11 protein-coding genes are annotated in these 17,277 nt (G+C 71.9%); 8 read left to right on the top strand and 3 right to left on the bottom strand.

From position 1 onward, the window contains the following. Positions 1–77 precede the first annotated feature (77 nt). The 4 genes from GH747_RS22035 to nudC are packed head-to-tail and all read left to right on the top strand — an operon-like array spanning position 78 to position 8,292. Entirely contained in the window at positions 78–569 is a 492-nt protein-coding gene (locus GH747_RS22035) for an MGMT family protein (protein WP_228552877.1), read from the top strand. A gap of 13 nt (positions 570–582) precedes the next feature. Further along, positions 583–4,122, top strand: coding sequence for an ATP-dependent helicase (locus GH747_RS10505; protein ID WP_149769560.1), 3,540 nt, complete (start codon positions 583–585; stop codon positions 4,120–4,122). Further along, positions 4,119–7,427 carry an ATP-dependent DNA helicase gene (locus tag GH747_RS10500; RefSeq protein ID WP_228552876.1) on the top strand — a complete coding sequence of 1,103 codons (3,309 nt, stop codon included), beginning with the start codon at positions 4,119–4,121 and terminating at the stop codon, positions 7,425–7,427. The genes GH747_RS10505 and GH747_RS10500 overlap by 4 nt, the downstream gene beginning before the upstream one ends. After that, positions 7,420–8,292, top strand: a complete 873-nt coding sequence (nudC, locus tag GH747_RS10495; RefSeq protein ID WP_228552875.1) for an NAD(+) diphosphatase — start codon at positions 7,420–7,422, stop codon at positions 8,290–8,292. The genes GH747_RS10500 and nudC overlap by 8 nt, the downstream gene beginning before the upstream one ends. Positions 8,293–8,316: 24 nt before the next feature. Here the strand turns inward: nudC and GH747_RS10490 are convergent, their stop codons facing one another. Next, positions 8,317–8,568 carry a mycoredoxin gene (locus GH747_RS10490; protein ID WP_149769559.1) on the bottom strand — a complete coding sequence of 84 codons (252 nt, stop codon included), beginning with the start codon at positions 8,566–8,568 and terminating at the stop codon, positions 8,317–8,319. Between the two features lie 130 nt (positions 8,569–8,698). Between GH747_RS10490 and GH747_RS10485 the strand changes: the two genes are divergently transcribed. Then, positions 8,699–10,759, top strand: coding sequence for an ATP-dependent DNA helicase UvrD2 (locus tag GH747_RS10485; RefSeq protein WP_149769558.1), 2,061 nt, complete (start codon positions 8,699–8,701; stop codon positions 10,757–10,759). Between the two features lie 415 nt (positions 10,760–11,174). Continuing rightward, complete coding sequence (locus GH747_RS10480; RefSeq protein ID WP_149769557.1) at positions 11,175–11,444, top strand: WhiB family transcriptional regulator; 270 nt, start codon at positions 11,175–11,177, stop codon at positions 11,442–11,444. 191 nt (positions 11,445–11,635) lie between these two features. On the opposite strand, the gene GH747_RS10475 is transcribed toward GH747_RS10480, so the two are convergent. Both GH747_RS10475 and GH747_RS10470 read right to left on the bottom strand, forming a co-directional pair. Next, complete coding sequence (locus GH747_RS10475) at positions 11,636–13,021, bottom strand: ABC1 kinase family protein (RefSeq protein WP_149769556.1); 1,386 nt, start codon at positions 13,019–13,021, stop codon at positions 11,636–11,638. Further along, complete coding sequence (locus GH747_RS10470; protein ID WP_149769555.1) at positions 13,018–13,971, bottom strand: hypothetical protein; 954 nt, start codon at positions 13,969–13,971, stop codon at positions 13,018–13,020. Before GH747_RS10470 ends, GH747_RS10475 begins: the two co-directional genes overlap by 4 nt. A gap of 433 nt (positions 13,972–14,404) precedes the next feature. Here GH747_RS10470 and GH747_RS10465 point away from each other — a divergent pair, with 433 nt between their 5' ends. Next, positions 14,405–14,986: a M48 metallopeptidase family protein gene (locus tag GH747_RS10465; RefSeq protein ID WP_149769554.1), complete on the top strand. Its 582-nt coding sequence runs from the start codon at positions 14,405–14,407 to the stop codon at positions 14,984–14,986. 144 nt (positions 14,987–15,130) lie between these two features. Beyond that, the gene (locus tag GH747_RS10460; protein ID WP_149769553.1) at positions 15,131–17,029 is read left to right on the top strand and encodes a bifunctional metallophosphatase/5'-nucleotidase; all 1,899 of its coding nucleotides are present in this window, start codon (positions 15,131–15,133) and stop codon (positions 17,027–17,029) included. The last annotated feature ends 248 nt before the right edge of the window (positions 17,030–17,277 follow it).

Genomic DNA, 17,277 nt, shown 5'->3' with positions numbered 1-17,277 from the left:
GTTTGCCACGCTCCCACCGCAAATGCCGGCCGTGCACCGCAGATTCACGGTGCACCGCGGGCATTTGCGGTGCGGGCGTGGCAAACGCCGAACGCGCCGGCCCGCACGTGCAGTGGGAGCACCGCAAGCGCCGACCGCGTGGCATCGTGGGCCACGTGAGCGAGGACGTGAGCGGGCACGTGAGCGAGGACGTGGGCCGCGTGAGCGAGGACGTGAGCGGGCACGTGAGCGAGGACGAGCCGCTGGACCCGGACGCGTACGTCGAGGCTGTCCTACGGATCGCCGAGCAGGTCCCGCCGGGGCACGTCGTGTCGTACGGCCAGGTGGCCGCCGCACTCGGCCGCGGGGGGCCGCGTCAGGTCGGCCGGGTGATGGCGACGTACGGCGCCACGGTGCCGTGGTGGCGTGTGATCCGGTCCGACGGGACGCTGCAGGAATCGCTGCGCGGACGGGCTCGCGAGCACTACCTCGAAGAGGGCACGCCGCTACGTAACCGGCTCGACCAGGAGGTCCGCGTCGACATGCGCGCCGCGGCGTTCGAGTTCCACGGAACTGTCGGTCCGCTCTGATCGAATAGACCTCATGACCGACCACCCCCGGCCACCGGCGTACGCGCTGGTGCCACCCCCGGCCGAGCGTGCGCCCGCCCCGACGCTCGACGCCGACCAGCAGTCGGTGGTCGATCATCGGGGCGGTCCTCTGCTGGTCCTCGCCGGCCCCGGCACGGGCAAGACCACGACGCTCGTCGAGACCGTGGTCGACCGCATCGAGCGTCACGGGCTGCGCCCCGAGCAGGTGCTCGTCCTCACCTTCAGCCGCAAGGCCGCCGAGGAGCTGCGTCATCGCGTGAGCGCCCGCCTCGACCGGACGGTGTCGACGCCGCTGGCGACCACGTTCCACTCGTTCTGCTACGGCCTCGTGCGGGAGTTCCAGGACCCCAAGAGCTACTCCGAGCCGTTGCAGCTGCTGTCCGCGTCGGAGTCCGACTCCCGCATCCGTGAGCTGGTCGTCGGCGGGCTGGACGACCGTACGATCGCGTGGCCGGCGCGACTCGGCCCGGCCCTGCGGACGCGAGGATTTGCGGTCGAGCTCGAGCGGCTGATGACGCGCACCCGGGCGCTGGGCCTGGACCCGGTCGACCTCGCGGCCGCCGGCGCCGCCGCGGGACGGACCGACTGGGGAGCAGCGGCCGAGTTCTTCGAGGAGTACCTCGACGTTCTCGACGCCCAGAACCTCATCGACTACGCCGAGCTCGTGCACCGGGCCGGCATCGTCGCAGCCGACCCCGAGCACCAGCCGACGCTGCGCGACCGGTTCCGGTTCGTGATCGTCGACGAGTACCAGGACACCGACCCCGCCCAGGTCGCGATGCTGCGCGCGCTGGCGGGCGACGGGCGCGACCTGGTCGTGGTCGGTGACCCCGACCAGTCGATCTACGCGTTCCGCGGCGCCGACGTCTCCGGCATCCTCGGGTTCTCGCACACGTTCCGCACGACGACGGGCGCGCCCGCGCCGGTGGTGTCGCTGCGCCGTACGCGTCGGTTCGGACCCCGCATCCTGGCAGCGTCGCGCGCGGTCGCGCAACGCATCCCGCTCGGGCGCCTCGCGGTCGAGGCTCGGGGGTTCCGTGACCCGGAGCCGAGCCGGCCGGTCGGCGGCGACGAGGTCTGGGTCCGCAGGTTCGCCGACCCGGCCGCCGAGGCCGAGCACATCGCGTTGATGCTGCGCCGTGCGCACCTCGAGGAGGGGATCGGCTGGGACGACATGGCTGTGCTCGTGCGAGCAGGTACGGCGATGCCGCGGCTGCAGCGTGCCCTCCAGGCCGCGGGGGTGCCGGTCGAGGTGGCGGGCGCCGAGGTGCCGCTGCGCACGGAGCCAGCCGTCGCCGCGCTGCTGGGCGCCCTGCGGCTCTCCGTGACGCTGTCGGAGGGCGCCGACCTCGATCCTGAGGCCGTCGAGCGCTACCTCACCGGTCCGCTCGGCGACCTCGACGCAGCCGAGCTGCGCATCCTCTGTCAGGAGCTGCGCCGCCGCGACGCGTGGGACGACGACGGCGAGCGCCGGCTGCCGCGCAGCTCGCGCGAGCTGCTCGTCGAGCTCGTCCGGATGCCGCTGACGGTCGCCCCGCTCGTGGACGGTGCTCACCGGGGTCGCGCGGGCGACGTCGCCGCCCGGGCGTACGCCGCCGCGGTGCTGCTGGCGGACGCCGCCCGGCTGGTCGCCGCGCAGGCTTCCCCGGAGCAGGTCCTGTGGACGATCTGGCGCGGCACCCGCTGGCAGGGGCGCCTCCTCGCCGCGATCGAGGGCGCACGGGGCGACACGAACGCCGGTGGTGCGGTTGCCGGGCCTGCCGGTGGTGCAGTCGCCGACCGCTCGCGGGAAGCCGTCGCCGACCGCTCCGGGCGCCCGGATGGAGCGGTCGCGGACCCTTCGGCGGAGACCGGTGGTGCTGCGGGTGCCGTCGGTGCCGAGCCGCTCGACCTGGCCGACACCGAGGCCGCCGCAGCCGCGCACCGGGACCTCGATGCGGTCGTCGCGCTGTTCGCCCTCGCCGCTCGTGCGGAGGAGAGCCAGCGCCGCCAGAAGGTCGCGGCGTTCCTCGACGAGGTGGCGCACCACGAGGTGCCGACCGACACCCTCGCCGAGCGCGGGCAGCGTGGTTCCGCGGTGCGTCTGCTCACCGCCCACCGCGCCAAAGGGCTCGAATGGGACCTGGTCGTGGTCGCCGGGGTCCAGGAAGGCACCTGGCCCGACGCGCGCCACCGAGGGTCGCTGCTCGCTGCCGAGCGGCTCGCGCCGGGTGACGTCCACGCGACGAGCGACCCCGTCGACGCCGCAGCTCCCGCCCGCCTGGGCCTCCCGGCGACGACGGCGGAGCTCGTGGCCGAGGAGCGCCGCCTGTTCTACGTCGCGGTCACCCGCGCCCGTTCTCGCCTCGTCGTCACGGCCGTGGCGAGCCTCGACCCCGATGGCGACCAGCCCTCCGCGTTCGTCGCCGACGTCGAGCGCCACGCGAGCAGCGCGTCGACTGCACCGGAGCGCCGACCACGGCGTGGCATGTCGCTGCGGGGGGTGATCGCGGAGCTGCGCGAGCTCGCCGAGTACGGCGCAACGCCTGCGGTGCGCGATGCGGCAGCGCGACGGCTCGGCACCCTCGCGGCCGCACCCGTCCCCGCCGCGGCGCCGGCGCACCCCGACACGTGGTGGGGCCTGCGCGAGGTCACCCGTTCCGAGCACCCGGTCCGCGCGCTCGACCAGCCCGTGCAGCTCTCCGGCAGCTCGCTCGACGCCATCAGCTCGTGCTCGCTCTCGTGGTTCCTCACCCACGAGGCCAAGGGCGAGACCGTCAGCTCCACCGCGCAGGGCTTCGGCCTGCTGGTGCACGCCCTCGCGGCCGACGTCGTACGCGGTGGGACCGCCGCCGACCCTGCGGCGCTCGACGCGGCGCTCGACGTCGTGTGGGAGCGCCTCGCGTACGCCGCACCGTGGGTCGCGCAGCGCGAGCGCGAGGAGGCCCGGTCGGCGATCGGTCGGTTCGCGCAGTGGCACGCCGACCAGGAGCAGGCTGCCCGTCGCCGCCCGCTCGCGGCGGAGCACGGCTTCGAGGTCCGCCTGCGGGTGGCCGACGACGACGTGATCCTGCGGGGGTCGATGGACCGCGTCGAGGTCGACGTCGACGGGTTCGTGCACGTGGTCGACTTCAAGACGGGCAAGTACGCCCCGACCGGCAGCGACATCGCCGAGCACGCCCAGCTCGGCGTCTACCAGCTCGCGATCGAGCACGGAGTCGCCGACGGGCTGCTGGGTGAGCCGGGCGAGGTGGTCGCGAGCAGCGGCGGTGCCGAGCTCGTCCAGCTGCGTGTGCAGGACTCCGCCCGACGCCCGACCGCCCCCAAGGTCCAGCCGCAGGACCCGCCCCGCGAGGACGCGCCCTTCTTCGCCTACGCGTTGCTCGAGGACGCCGTCCGCACGGTCCGTTCCGAGCAGTGGATCGCCACGCCGAGCCCCAAGGCCTGCCAGTTCTGCCAGTTCGCCCGCGTCTGCCCGGCCAAGCCGGAGGGATCCTCCGTCCTCGATGCCGTCGCCCCGACCACGCTCGGCACGGAGGAGCAGGCGTCGTGACCGCGCCTGCCGTCGAGCTCCCGCAGCTGATCCACGACGCCGACCACCTCCGTACGGTCCTCGGCATCCCGTTCTCCGTCGAGCAGATGGCGGCGATCCAGGCGCCGACCGACCGCCCGAGCGCGATCATCGCCGGGGCAGGCTCGGGCAAGACCACGGTCATGGCCGCGCGGGTCGTGTGGCTCGTCGGTCACGACGGCGTGCTCCCAGGAGCGATCCTCGGGCTCACCTTCACCAACAAGGCAGCCTCCGAGCTCGCGCACCGCGTCCGTCAGGCGCTGGAGACACTGGCGCGCGAGGCGGGCGTGCCCGACCTGCTCGAGCGGTACGGCACGCCGACCGTCTCGACCTACCACGCGTACGCCGGCGCGCTCATCACCGAGTACGGCCTCCTGCGCGGTTTCGAGCCCGACCTGCGGGTCACGACCGATGCCTCTCGGTTCCAGCGCGCGTTCCGGGCCATCGCCTCCTACCCGGGCTCGCTCGTGTACGCGAGCACGTCGATTCCGACCGTCATCGGCGAGGTGCTGTCGCTCGACGGACAGATGGCCGAGCACCTCGTCACACCCGACGAGGTCCGCCGGTTCGACGCGGAGATGCGCGTCGACGTCGAGCGGGCGACCGTCGAGCAGAAGCCCGTCAAGCTCCACCGCGAGCTCGCCGACGTCACGCGCCGGCGTGACGAGCTGGTCATGCTCGTCGAGCGCTACCGCGCCGGCAAGGCCGACGACGGGGTCGTCGACTTCTCCGACCAGATGGAGCGGGGGGCCCGGCTCGCGCTCGAGTGCGACGAGGTGTCCCGGTCGCAGCGGGAGCGGTTCTCGGTGGTCCTCCTCGACGAGTACCAAGACACCTCGGTCGCCCAGCGCGACATGCTGCGAGGGCTGTTCTCCGGGGAGAGCGGCGACGGGCTCGGCCACTGCGTGACCGCGGTGGGAGACCCGTGCCAGGGCATCTACGGGTGGCGGGGTGCCGCGGCGAGCAACCTCACGTCGTTCCTCGACGACTTCCCGGCCGACCCCGACCGCCGTGGCGCGAGCCGCGAGGAGGACGCCACCCGCGGGAGCCTCTTCCACCTGCTGGTCAACCGTCGGAGCCGCGCGGAGATCCTCGACGTCGCCAACCACGTGGCCGCCCCGTACTACCACGCGACCGAGGTCGTACGCCCGCTCGTGGCCGCCGATGGCACGGACGGCGGGACCGTGCGTGCCGCGCTGCACGAGACCGTCACCGACGAGGTCGACTGGATCGTGGACGAGGTGGCAGCGGCGCGCACCGACCCAGCGGGCGGGGTCACGCCGTGGTCCGAGATCGCGGTCCTCGTCCGCACCAAGTCCGAGATCCCTGCGCTCGTCGCCGCGCTGCGCGCCGAAGGCATCCCTGTCGAGGTCGTCGGCCTGTCCGGACTGCTGGCTCAGCCGGAGGTGTCCGACGTCGTGTCGGTCCTGCGTGTGCTCGCCGACCAGACGGCCAACGCAGCCCTCCTGCGGCTCCTGACCGGGCCGCGGTGGCGGATCGGCCCCCGTGACCTCGCACTGCTCGGTCGCCGCGCCAAGCAGCTCGTCGGCGCGGTCCGTGAAGCGCCGAGCGCGTCGCTGGAGGAGGAGCTCGAGCGCTCGGTCCGCGGCACGGACCCGACCGAGATCGTGTCGCTCGCCGACGCGGTCGACAGCCCGGACGACCGCGGGCACCCTCTCCCGTACTCGCGCGAGGCCCGCACCCGCTTCGCCGAGATGTCGCGGCTGCTGCGGAGCCTTCGTCGGCGTTCGAGCGGGTCTCCCGCCGACACCGCGCGCCTCGCGGTCACCGCCCTCGGCATCGACGTCGAGCTGGCCGCCACACCCGGCACCGCGGCGCGGGTCGCCCAGGACAACGTCTCCCGGCTCCTCGACGTCATCGCGGACGTCGTGTCGACCGACCCCTCTGCCGGGCTGGCGGCGATCCTCGCGTACCTCGACGCCGAGGAGGACTTCAACGGCGGCCTCGAGGTCGCGTCGCCCAGCGACTCCGACTCGGTCAAGCTCCTCACCGTCCACACAGCCAAGGGCCTGGAGTGGGACGTCGTGCTGGTCCCGTTCCTCACCGCCGACGTCTTCCCGTCGACCCGGTCGCGGCCCGCCTGGACCAAGAGTGCGTCCGCCCTCCCGCACGACCTGCGCGGCGACGGGGCCGAGCTGCCCGTGGTCGAGGAGCTCAGCAACGCCGGCCACAAGGACTTCCAGGCGGCGATGAAGGCAGATGCCGCGATGGAGGAGGTCCGGCTCGCCTACGTCGCTTTCACCCGTGCCCGGCGTCTGCTGATCGCGAGCGGTCACCGCTGGAGCCGGACCCGCAAGGACCCGTCCGAGCCCAGCCCGTACCTCGAGACCGTCGCCACCTGGTTGCGTGGCCGCGGCTCCGACGCCGAGCTGTGGTCCCCGGAGCCGGAGCACGACGCCGACAATCCCCTGCGAGGGCGCGCCGAGTCCGTGGTGTGGCCGGTCGAGCCGGCCGAGGACGACCTCGTACGCCGCCGCGCGGCCGCCGCGCTCGTCCGCACGTACGCCGCCGAACCCCCCGCCGAGCCGCAGCCGATGCTCATCGAGGTGGGGGAGGCCGACTCGCCGGAGGAGTCCGCGCAGCTCGCGCGCCTCGCTCTGATCGACGAGGAGGTCGAGCGGCTCCTGACCGAGGCGCGGCGGACCCAGGCCGAGACTCTCGAGGTGCCGCTACCCCCGAACCTCTCCACGACGTCCCTGATGGCGATGCGCAAGGACCCCGCGGCGTTCGCGCGCAATCTCGCGCGGCCGCTCCCGCGCCCCCCGGCCCCCGCCGCGCGCTTCGGCACGCGGTTCCACGCATGGATCGAGGCCCACTTCGGTCAGCAGACGCTCATCGGCGACGACGAGCTGCCGGGGCTGCGCGACCACGACATCGAGGACGAGGTGGAGCTCGCGGAGCTGATCCGCGCGTTCGAGTCCGGACCGATGGGAGACCGCACCCCGTACGCGATCGAGGAGCCGTTCACCCTGCGCCTCGGCGGGCAGCTCGTCAACGGTCGCATCGACGCGGTCTACCGGGACGGCGACGCGTTCGAGGTCGTCGACTGGAAGACCAACCGCACCGCCGACGCCGATCCGCTCCAGCTCGCCGTCTACCGTCTGGCCTGGTCCGAGAAGCACCAGGTGCCGCTCGAGCGCGTGACCGCGACGTTCCACTACGTGCGCCTCGGTGAGTCGGTGACGCCGACCGACCTGCCCGATCGCGCTGCGCTCGAGGACCTCGTGCGGCCGGTCGGCGACGGCGTAGGCTCGCCGCGTGACTGAGGCATTCACGTTCGCGGACGGCGCATACAACCGGCACTCCGAGCGGCGTGTGGACGACGCCTTCATGGACAAGCTGTGGACGGACACCGACACCCGCGTGCTGCTGGTCGGCGGCGAGCACGTCTCGGCCGACGCCGACGGGCTGGTGTGGCGCAGCCCCGACGACGTCCCGGACGGCGACCGGCTCTACCTCGGCACGGTCGACGGCACGGAGCACGCGGCTGTCCTGGTCGACCGGGTGCCCGACCCGGCACGCGCCCTGCGCGTCGCCGCGCACGACCTGGTGACGACGCAGGCCCGGCTGGCGGTCCACGCGGTCGGCGTCGCCCAGTGGCACCGGACGCACCCACGGTGCTCGCGCTGCGGCAACCCGACCGCCGTCGCCGAGGGCGGCCACGTACGCCGCTGCCCGGAGTGCGGCGCCGTGCACTTCCCTCGCACCGATCCCGCGGTGATCATGCTCATCACCGACGACGAGGACCGTGCGCTCCTCGGGCGGCGTCCTGACTGGCCCGAGGACAGGTTCTCGACGCTGGCCGGGTTCGTCGAGCCGGGGGAGTCGCTCGAGGACGCGGTCCGCCGCGAGACGTGGGAGGAGACGGCGATCGAGGTCGGTGAGGTGTCGTACGCCGCGAGCCAGCCGTGGCCGTTCCCGTCGAGCCTGATGCTCGGGTTCTTCGGCAAGGCGCGGACGACCGACGTCGTCGTCGACGGCACGGAGACGGCCGACGCGCGCTGGTTCAGCCGTGAGGACGTCCGGCGGATGACGGCGTCCGGTGAGCTGCTGCTGCCCGGGTCCGTCTCGATCTCGCGCTGGCTGATCGAGCGCTGGTACGGCGCACCGCTGGCCGGCTCCTGGCGCTGAGTGCGCCCCTGGTCGGCCGAGGCGTCAGACGCTGAGCGCCTCGAGCTGGGCCTTGACCTGCGCGACCGACGGGTTCGTCAGTGCGGAGCCGTCCGCGAAGACGAGCGTCGGCACGGTCTGGTTGCCGCCGTTGGCCCGCTCGACGACGAATGCGGCGTCCTCGTCCTGCTCGATGTCGACCTCGGTGAACGCGATGCCCTCACGGTCGAGCTGACTCTTGAGGCGCTTGCAGTATCCACACCAAGGTGTCGAGTACATCGTGAACGTGGCCGACATTCGTGTCCTTCTCTCCAACTACGCTGGGTGGCGGAACGGTAGCCGCCGCACGCCACAACGTCGTGCGGCGCCCAGCCTATTCCGCCCAGTGCGGGCACCCCAGCCCGACCGACGACCCCCGAGGAGATCCGTGCCGTCCGCCGACAGCTTGCTCGACGCCCTCGATCCAGAGCAGCGGGAGGTCGCCCTGGCGCTGCGCGGCCCGGTCTGCGTGATCGCGGGTGCAGGCACGGGCAAGACGCGGGCGATCACCCACCGCATCGCGTACGGCGCCGCGACCGGCGTCTACAAGCCGACCGAGGTGCTCGCGGTGACCTTCACCGCACGCGCGGCGGGGGAGATGCGGGGGCGGTTGCGGCAGCTCGGCGCCGACGGCGTCCAAGCGAGGACCTTCCACGCGGCCGCGCTGCGGCAGCTCGGCTACTTCTGGCCCAAGCTGTACGGCACGGGGTTGCCGGACCTGATCGCGTCCAAGATCCCGCTGGTGGCCGAGGCGGCGAAGCGCTGCCGTGTGCAGACCGACTCGGCGCTGCTGCGCGACCTTGCCGCCGAGATCGAGTGGTCGAAGGTCTCGAACGTCCGACCCGACGACTACCCGCGCCTCGCACCTGGTGCCCACCGGGGCCTCGACGCGGTCGACGACGCGACCGTCGCACACGTCATGGCGGCCTACGAGGAGGTCAAGCGCGACCGTGGCCGCATGGACATGGAGGACATCCTGCTCTGCACGGTGTCGATGCTCGCCGAGCACGAGCGGGTGAGCGCGGAGATCCGCCGACAGTACCGATGGCTCGTCGTCGACGAGTACCAAGACGTCAACCCGCTCCAGGCGGCCCTCCTCGAGCAGTGGCTCGGTGGTCGCCACGACATCTGCGTGGTCGGCGACCCGCAGCAGACGATCTACTCGTTCGCGGGGGCGTCGCCCCAGCACCTGCGCGAGTTCCCCAAGCAGCATCCGGGCACGCAACGCATCGAGCTCGTCCGCAACTACCGCTCGACGCCGCAGGTCGTGGCCGCCGCCAACGCGGTCTTCGCCCGTGCCGGCCGCGACGGCGTGGTCCTGCGCGCTCAGCGTGACGCCGGGCCGGCCGTCACCTACACGCCCTACTCCGACGAGGTCGCCGAGGCCGAGTCGGTCGCCGCCCAGATCCTGCAGCTCCGCGAGGGCGGCACGCCGCTGCGCGACGTCGCCATCCTCTTCCGGACCAACGCCCAGTCCGAGGCGTACGAGGAGGCGCTCGCGGCGCGCAACCTCCCGTACGTCGTGCGGGGCGTCGAGCGCTTCTTCGACCGGCCCGAGGTCCGCCAGGCGGTGACGCTGCTGCGCGGTCAGGCCCGCAGCGGCGACATGGGAGAGGACGGACTGGTCCCCGACGTACGCACGGTGCTCGCGTCGATGGGCTACACCGAGACCGCCCCGACGACTGCCGGCGCCCAGCGCGATCGGTGGGAGTCCCTGCACGCGCTCGTCTCGATGGCCTCCGATCTGCACGCCGCGCAGCCCGACGCCGACCTCGTCGCCCTCGTCGACGACCTCGACCGACGGGCCAAGCACGCGCACGCCCCGATCGCCGAAGGGGTCACGCTGACGACCCTCCACGCGGCCAAGGGTCTCGAGTGGGACGCGGTCTTCCTCGTCGGCATGCAGGAGGGGACGGTCCCGATCACGTACGCGACCGACGATGCCGGCATCGCCGAGGAGCGGCGCCTGTTCTACGTCGGCGTCACGCGCGCCCGCGACCGGCTGGAGATCTCGTGGTCGCTCGCCCGGACGCCGGGTGGTCGCGGCAACCGCCGGCCGACCCGGTTCCTCGACGGGCTGCGGCCGGCCGACGAGGAGGTCTCCCCGGGAGCGTCGCGGAGCCGCCGTACGCGCAAGGAGCGGTCGATCGCTCGCTGCCGCACCTGCGACACCGTGCTGACGACCGGCGCCGAGCGCAAGCTCGGACGCTGTCTCGACTGCCCCTCGACGTACGACGAGGAGCTGTTCGAGCGTCTCCGTGGGTGGCGCAGCGAGCAGGCGACGTCCCAGAAGGTCCCCGCGTACGTCGTCTTCACCGACGCCACGCTCACGGCGATCGCAGAGGCGAAGCCACAGGAAGCGACCGACCTCCTCAAGGTGCCGGGGGTCGGGCGCACCAAGCTCGAGAAGTACGGCGCCGAGGTGCTGGCCCTGTGCGAGTCGGCCTGATCTGGGGTTGGCCGAACATTTTGCAAACGTGTCGTTAATTGGTTTGCGCCTTGTCGCAGGTGCAGCGTAGGGTTTTGACTCGTCAGCCCGGATCGATCTGAGAGAGGAGCGTGCGCGTGATGGATACGACGAAGATCAACATCAATGGCGTCGGTGCTTGTGGCACCCATGTCGTTTCGACGCGTACGCGAGTCCTCGGGTGGTTTATGCCGTCCGCCGACCTCACGTCGGAGACCGCCATGAAGCGCCAGTCCCCGGGATCTGCCCGCCGGAGTCCTGATTCGACCTAACCGTTGATCAGACGCCACTCAGGCCGCGGAACCCACACCCGGGATCCGCGGCCTTTCTGTCGTTTATCGGCAGGTCGCGTTGCCCACCACCAGCAACCAAAACCTCTCTCAGTCCAGGAGAAACCATGACGACCGCCGTGCTCGAGCATTCGGTGCAGCACACGACGATCCCGTGCCACACGAACGATCCCGAGCTCTGGTTCGCCGAGACGCCCGCTGGCGTCGAGGAGGCAAAAGCACTCTGTATCGAGTGCCCGATCCGACGTGAGTGCCTGGCGGGCGCTCTCGACCGCGCTGAGCCGTGGGGCGTCTGGGGAGGCGAGCTCTTCCTGAAGGGCGCTGTCATCCCCCGCAAGCGGCCGCGGGGCCGCCCCCGCAAGGACGCCGTCGCCTGACGGGGTCCCCACGACATGTCGAAGGAGTTCCACCATGTTCGATCGCCTCGTACGCGTCGCGTACGGCGCGCGCATCCGGCTGGCCCGGATGCTCTAGCAATCGCACCACCCGAGGAACGGGCGGCTCCCGCACTGCGCGGGGTGCCGCCCGTTCTGCTGTTCTCCGCTGGTTGAAGGGTCGAAACCCGCCCTCAGTCCGCGAAGCCCGGGAGGCTCTCCTCGAGGATCCCGCGGAACGGTGCGGTGGCGCCGAGCTGGCTGAGGATGGCCAGGCCGCCGCTCCAGACGCGGTGGATGAGCAGGTACGAGGGGGGCAGGTTGATCTTCATCGCGGTGCCGAGGCCTTCGCGGGCTGGACGCGAGACGCGCTGCGCCTGCTCACGCATCCAGTCGCGGTCGAACGTGAAGAGGTCGTGGCGGGCGGGCTCGACGAAGGGCTCGAGGTACGACCGGATGATCTCCTCGTCGATCCGGACGCCGGGCTTCAGGAAGCCTTCGCTGCGGAGCCCGTCGACGACCGTCGCGTAGTCGTCGTCGACCGCCGCGCGTAGGAGCCGCCCGATCACCGGGGGCAGTCCGCCGGGGACTCGTGCCACCGCGCCGAAGTCGACGACGCCGAGGCGACCGTCGCCGATGATCCGGTAGTTGCCAGGGTGCGGATCGGCGTGGAGCATGCCGGCGCGCGACGGTCCGGCGAACAGGAACCGGGCGAACAGCTCGCCGTAGTGGTCGCGCTCGCTGGGCAGACCGTCAGTGATCACCTGCGCGAGCGAGCCCTTGGACTCCATCCACGTGGTGATGAGGATCGTCTCGGTGTGCGTGACGACCTCGGGGACGATGATCTGCGGATCGTCTGCGAACGCCGCCGAGAACTCTCGCTGCGCCTGCGCCTCGAGGCCGTAGTCGAGCTCCTCGCGGACGCGCTCGGCCAGCTCGTCTGCCAGCGGCTTGACGTCGATCGACGGGAACGCGACGGCGAACATCCGGCTCAGTCGACCGATCTGGCGCAGGTCGCTCCGCATCGCGCCTGCAGCGCCCGGGTACTGGACCTTCACGGCGACCTCGCGACCGTCGTACCAGCGTCCGCGGTGGACCTGGCCGATCGAAGCGGCCGCCGCCGGTGACTCGTCGAGCTCGATGAGCTGCTCGCGCCACTTCGGACCCAGCTCACCGGCAAAGATCCGGTGGACGGTTGACGTCGGCATGGGTGGGGCGTCGTCCTGCAGGCGTGTGAAGGCGTGGCGGTACGGCTCGACGAGCTCGGGAGGCATCGCCGCCTCGTACACGCTCATGGCCTGGCCGAACTTCATCGCGCCGCCCTTGAGCTCGCCGAGCACGGCGAAGATCTGCTCGGCAGTCCGGATCTGGACCTCGGTGAGGACGGCGTTTGCGGGTGCGCCGACCAGCCGGCGACCCATGCCGAGCGTGGTGCGTCCGGCGAACCCGATGGGGAGCGAGGCGAGCTTTGCGGCTCGCGAGATCGAACGCTGCGGGACGCCTGAGTCGCGGCCGCTGTTGCGGGATCGCGCTCCGCCCGTGCCGGGGCCGTCGTCGGACGTGGTGCCGCCGTCGCTCATGCGGTCATTCTGACACCTCGGGCAACTCGGACGCGGCGATCGAAGCTCCCGCCGTCCGAAAGGATCTGGCAGCTGCAGTCCGGTTGGAGAGCCACAGGCGACGGCGGGCTCGTACGGCGGTCGTCGCCGAGGATGGTGACGGCACCGTCCACGTCGGTGGGGAGCCCGTCGCAGTAGGCGAGCACGTTCGCGGCGAGCTGGAGCGCGACCGTGTGGCCGGTCAGCGCGTCGAAGGCGTGCGGGTGCGCGGGCGAGGCCTCGGCGATCGGTCGCGCGAGCTGCTGGAGGAGCAGGGGCCACACGGGTTCGTACGACGCTCGGTCGACGTCGTCGCAGCGGACGCACGGCGTCAGCCCGGGGCGTACAAGTGGGCCGACGCGCACGTGGCGAGCCTCGTGCACGACCGGCAGGTGCGGGACCCCGGCGCCGGTCAGGACGTCGAAGGCCTCGCGCGGGCTCGGCCCGGCGGAGATCACGACGACGAGCGCCGGCAGGTCGACGGGGCCGACGGTCGCGGACGCGCCGGCATCGGTGAGGATCCGCTGGAGGCGGTGGGCGAGCTGGTCGGTGTGGGGCTCGCAGGTGATCTCGACCCGAGCGGCGGCCCGGGTAGCGAGCCGGGCGCCGACCTCCGCGCGAGGACTGCCGTCGATCGCGAGCGCCCGGGCCTCGCCGATCAAGGCGGTGCCTCCGACGTCGTCCCACGACTCGGCATCGACCACTGCGCCCGACCGGACCAGCGTGTCGGCGGCGGCGACCACGTCGGCGACGGGGACGCCGGACGTCGCGGCGATGGTGAAGAGGTCTCGGGTGCCGTCGGCGGCTCGCAGCACGGCAGAGACCCCTGCGGCGTCTGCGACGACGACCGACGAGCCCGGGACGGTGCCGATCTGGAGCGCGCGCGGGCTGCGGCGTACGACGGCACTGCTGGGACGGAGAAGCGGCTTCATCCGGGGAGGCTCCTCGGGCATGGTGGGCGAGGGGGTCGGTCCACCCTGCCCGAGGAACGAGGTGCGGAGGGATGCCGTCCACAGCGGTGTCGGCCATCCACAGTGTCCGCACGAGTGGGTCCCGGCCAGGCCGGTCGCCTGCCTTCCCCTGCCGACGTCCAGCCCGGCCAGGACCCGATCTCACGCCACGCTAGGTGGACCGCGTGAGGTCGGCAATCCCAACCCGCGTGTCGTTGTCCACGCCTGTGGAAAACCCTGGGGATGACCTGTGGGAACCGCCGGGACAGACTGTGGAGATCGGGGGGTGACCGGTGCACAAGCGGGGGAAACGGCACCGGTCTCCACCTTGTACACAGCAGGTGACCTGCCGTAATGCGGACAACCACCTGTGGATGCAGAAAATGTGTCCGCAGGCGAGGCGTACCGTGGCGCCATGACCTCCCCCCTCGACCGCCCGCCAGGTCCCGGGACCGCCGCGAAGGCGGCCGGGCCTCAGGTGGAGATCCGCCGCAGCGCCCGCAGACGCAAGTCCGTCCAGGCCTACCGCGACGGCGACCGCATCGTCATCCTCATGCCCGCCGGCTTCTCGCGGGCGGAGGAGCAGCGCTGGGTCGACACGATGGTGGCCAAGATCGAGCGGCGGGAGCGGCGTACGCGCCTGGACGACACCGACCTGCGCACCCGTGCCGACCGGCTCAGCGCCGAGCTCCTCGGCGGCGCAGCGACCCCGACGAGCGTCCGCTGGGTCGACAACCAGAAGCGGCGTTGGGGGTCGTGCACGCCGGAGGACGGCACCATCCGTCTGTCGAGCCGGCTGCGCGACATGCCGGACTGGGTCATCGACTACGTGCTGGTGCACGAGCTCGTCCACCTCCTCGTCCCGCACCACGGGCCGGAGTTCTGGGCGTACGTCGAGCGATATCCGCGGACCGAGCGTGCCCGCGGCTTCCTCGAAGGCGTCGCCGCGGGTGCGGGATGGCGGACGGGAGAGGACGACGAGGCTGACGCCGACTAGAAGACCATGCCGGAGATCGGAGCAGATCCCGTCACCTTCTGCCGAGGCGCGACCGACCGTGCAAGGCGCAGGATGGCCCCATCACTGTGCTCGTACGACAACACTGTGCTCGTTCGATCAATGAGCTCGCCCCGGAGGAGTCCCATGACTGCGCAGCAAAACCCTGAGTCGCAGCTCGAGCCCGGCACGGCCTCGCCGTCGCACCCGCTCCGACGCCGCACCGTTCTCACCGGATCCGCCGCAGCCGCCGCACTGGCTGCCGCCGGCTACTCGGCACCGGCTTCCGCCCACGGCAAGGGCCACGGCCACGGCCACGGGCACGGAGACCGCACCACGACCTTCACCGTGCTCGGCACGACCGACCTGCACGGCAACGTCTTCAACTGGGACTACTTCAAGAACGCCGAGTACACCGACTCGGCCCACAACGACATCGGCCTCGCCAAGATCTCGACGCTCGTCGACGCGATGCGCGAGAGCCACACGAGCCCGTGCCCGCTGCTGATCGACGCCGGCGACACGCTGCAGGGCACCTCCCTCGCGTACTACTACGCCAAGATCGAGCCGATCGGCCGTCGCGTCGTCCACCCGATGGCGCGTGCGATGAACGCGATCGGCTACGACGCAGCGGCGCTCGGCAACCACGAGTTCAACTACGGCATCCCGCTGCTGCGGACCTTCGAGCGTCAGTGCGACTTCCCGCTGCTCGGCGCCAACGCGCAGGACGCGACGACGGGCCTCCCGGTGTTCCCGCCGTTCGTCATCAAGAAGGTGCGCGTCGGTCGCGAGACGATCCGCGTCGGCATCCTCGGCCTCACGAACCCCGGGATCGCGATCTGGGACAAGGCCAACGTGGAGGGCAAGATGGTGTTCCCAGGCCTCGTCGAGGTCGCGAAGCACTGGGTCCCGAAGATGCGCCGCGCCGGTGCCGACGTCGTCATCGTCTCCGCGCACTCCGGCGCCGACACGTCCTCCTCGTACGGCGACTCTCTCCCGTACCCCGAGAACGCCTCCACCCTGGTCGCCGAGGAGGTCCCGGGCATCGACGCGATCCTGGTCGGCCACGCCCACGTCGAGATCGCGCAGCGGATCGTCAAGAACAAGGCGACCGGCAAGGACGTCATCCTCACCGAGCCGCTGCGCTGGGGCATGCGCCTGTCGGCGATCGACGTGACCGTCAAGCGCAAGCGGCGCGGGTCGGGCTACGAGGTCGTCGGTGTCACCTCCCAGGTCCTCAACGCCAACACGGTGGCCGAGGACCCGAGGATCGTGAAGCTCCTCCAGGCCGACCACGAGAAGGTCGTCACCTACGTCAACTCGGTGATCGGCACGTCGCTCGCGGCGATGTCGGCGGCGACGGCGCCGTGGGAGGACACCGCGGCGATCGACTTCATCAACTACGTGCAGGCCGACGCGGTCAAGAAGGCGATCGCCGGCACGCCCGAGGCGGACCTGCCGATGCTGAGCATCGCGGCGCCGTTCAACCGCGCGGCGGCGATCCCGGCGGGTGAGGTCTCCGTACGCGACGTGGCCGGCCTCTACATCTACGACAACACGCTGCTCGGCGTCGTGTTCACGGGAGCCGAGGTCAAGGCGTACCTCGAGTTCTCGGCGCGCTACTTCAAGCCGGTCAGCGGCACGGGGCCGTTCCCGTCGAGCCAGGTCACCAACGCCCCCACCGACACGGCGCCCAACGGCACGCCCGACTACAACTACGACATCATGGGCGGGCTCGACGCCGCGCTGACCTACGACGTCGACCTCTCGCAGCCCGTCGGCTCGCGGATCGTCGGGCTCGCGTACGACGGGGTGCCCGTCGCGGCGGACCAGCGGTTCGTCATCGCGATCAACAACTACCGGCAGTCCGGCGGCGGCAACTTCCCGGGCGTGAAGACGGCGCCGGTCGTCTACAACGCGCAGGTCGAGATCCGGCAGCTGCTCATCGACTGGGTCACCGAGGTCGGCACGATCGATCCCGCGGTGTTCGCGTCGGTCGACTGGCGCCTCGTGTACGCCGGCGCGCCGATCACGGTCACGCCGTAGCCGCCACGCGGTGCGGCGCCGCCCGGAACCCGAGCGGCGCCGCACCGCCCTCCGCATTTGCGGTGCTCCCGTGGCAAGTTCCCGCCATGCCCCGCAGGTTTGCGGTGCAGCAGCGGCGTTTGCGGTGCTCCCGTGGCAGGTGCGGTGCGGCGCCTTCCGCGTTTGCGGTGCTCCCGTGGCAAGTGCCCGCCATGCCCCGCAGGTTTGCGGTGCAGCAGCGGTACTTGCGGTGCTCCCGTGGCAAACGG

Source organism: Mumia xiangluensis, from assembly GCF_010994095.1.
Classification (GTDB): domain Bacteria; phylum Actinomycetota; class Actinomycetes; order Propionibacteriales; family Nocardioidaceae; genus Mumia; species Mumia xiangluensis.
This window is presented reverse-complemented; position numbering and strand designations above follow the sequence as displayed.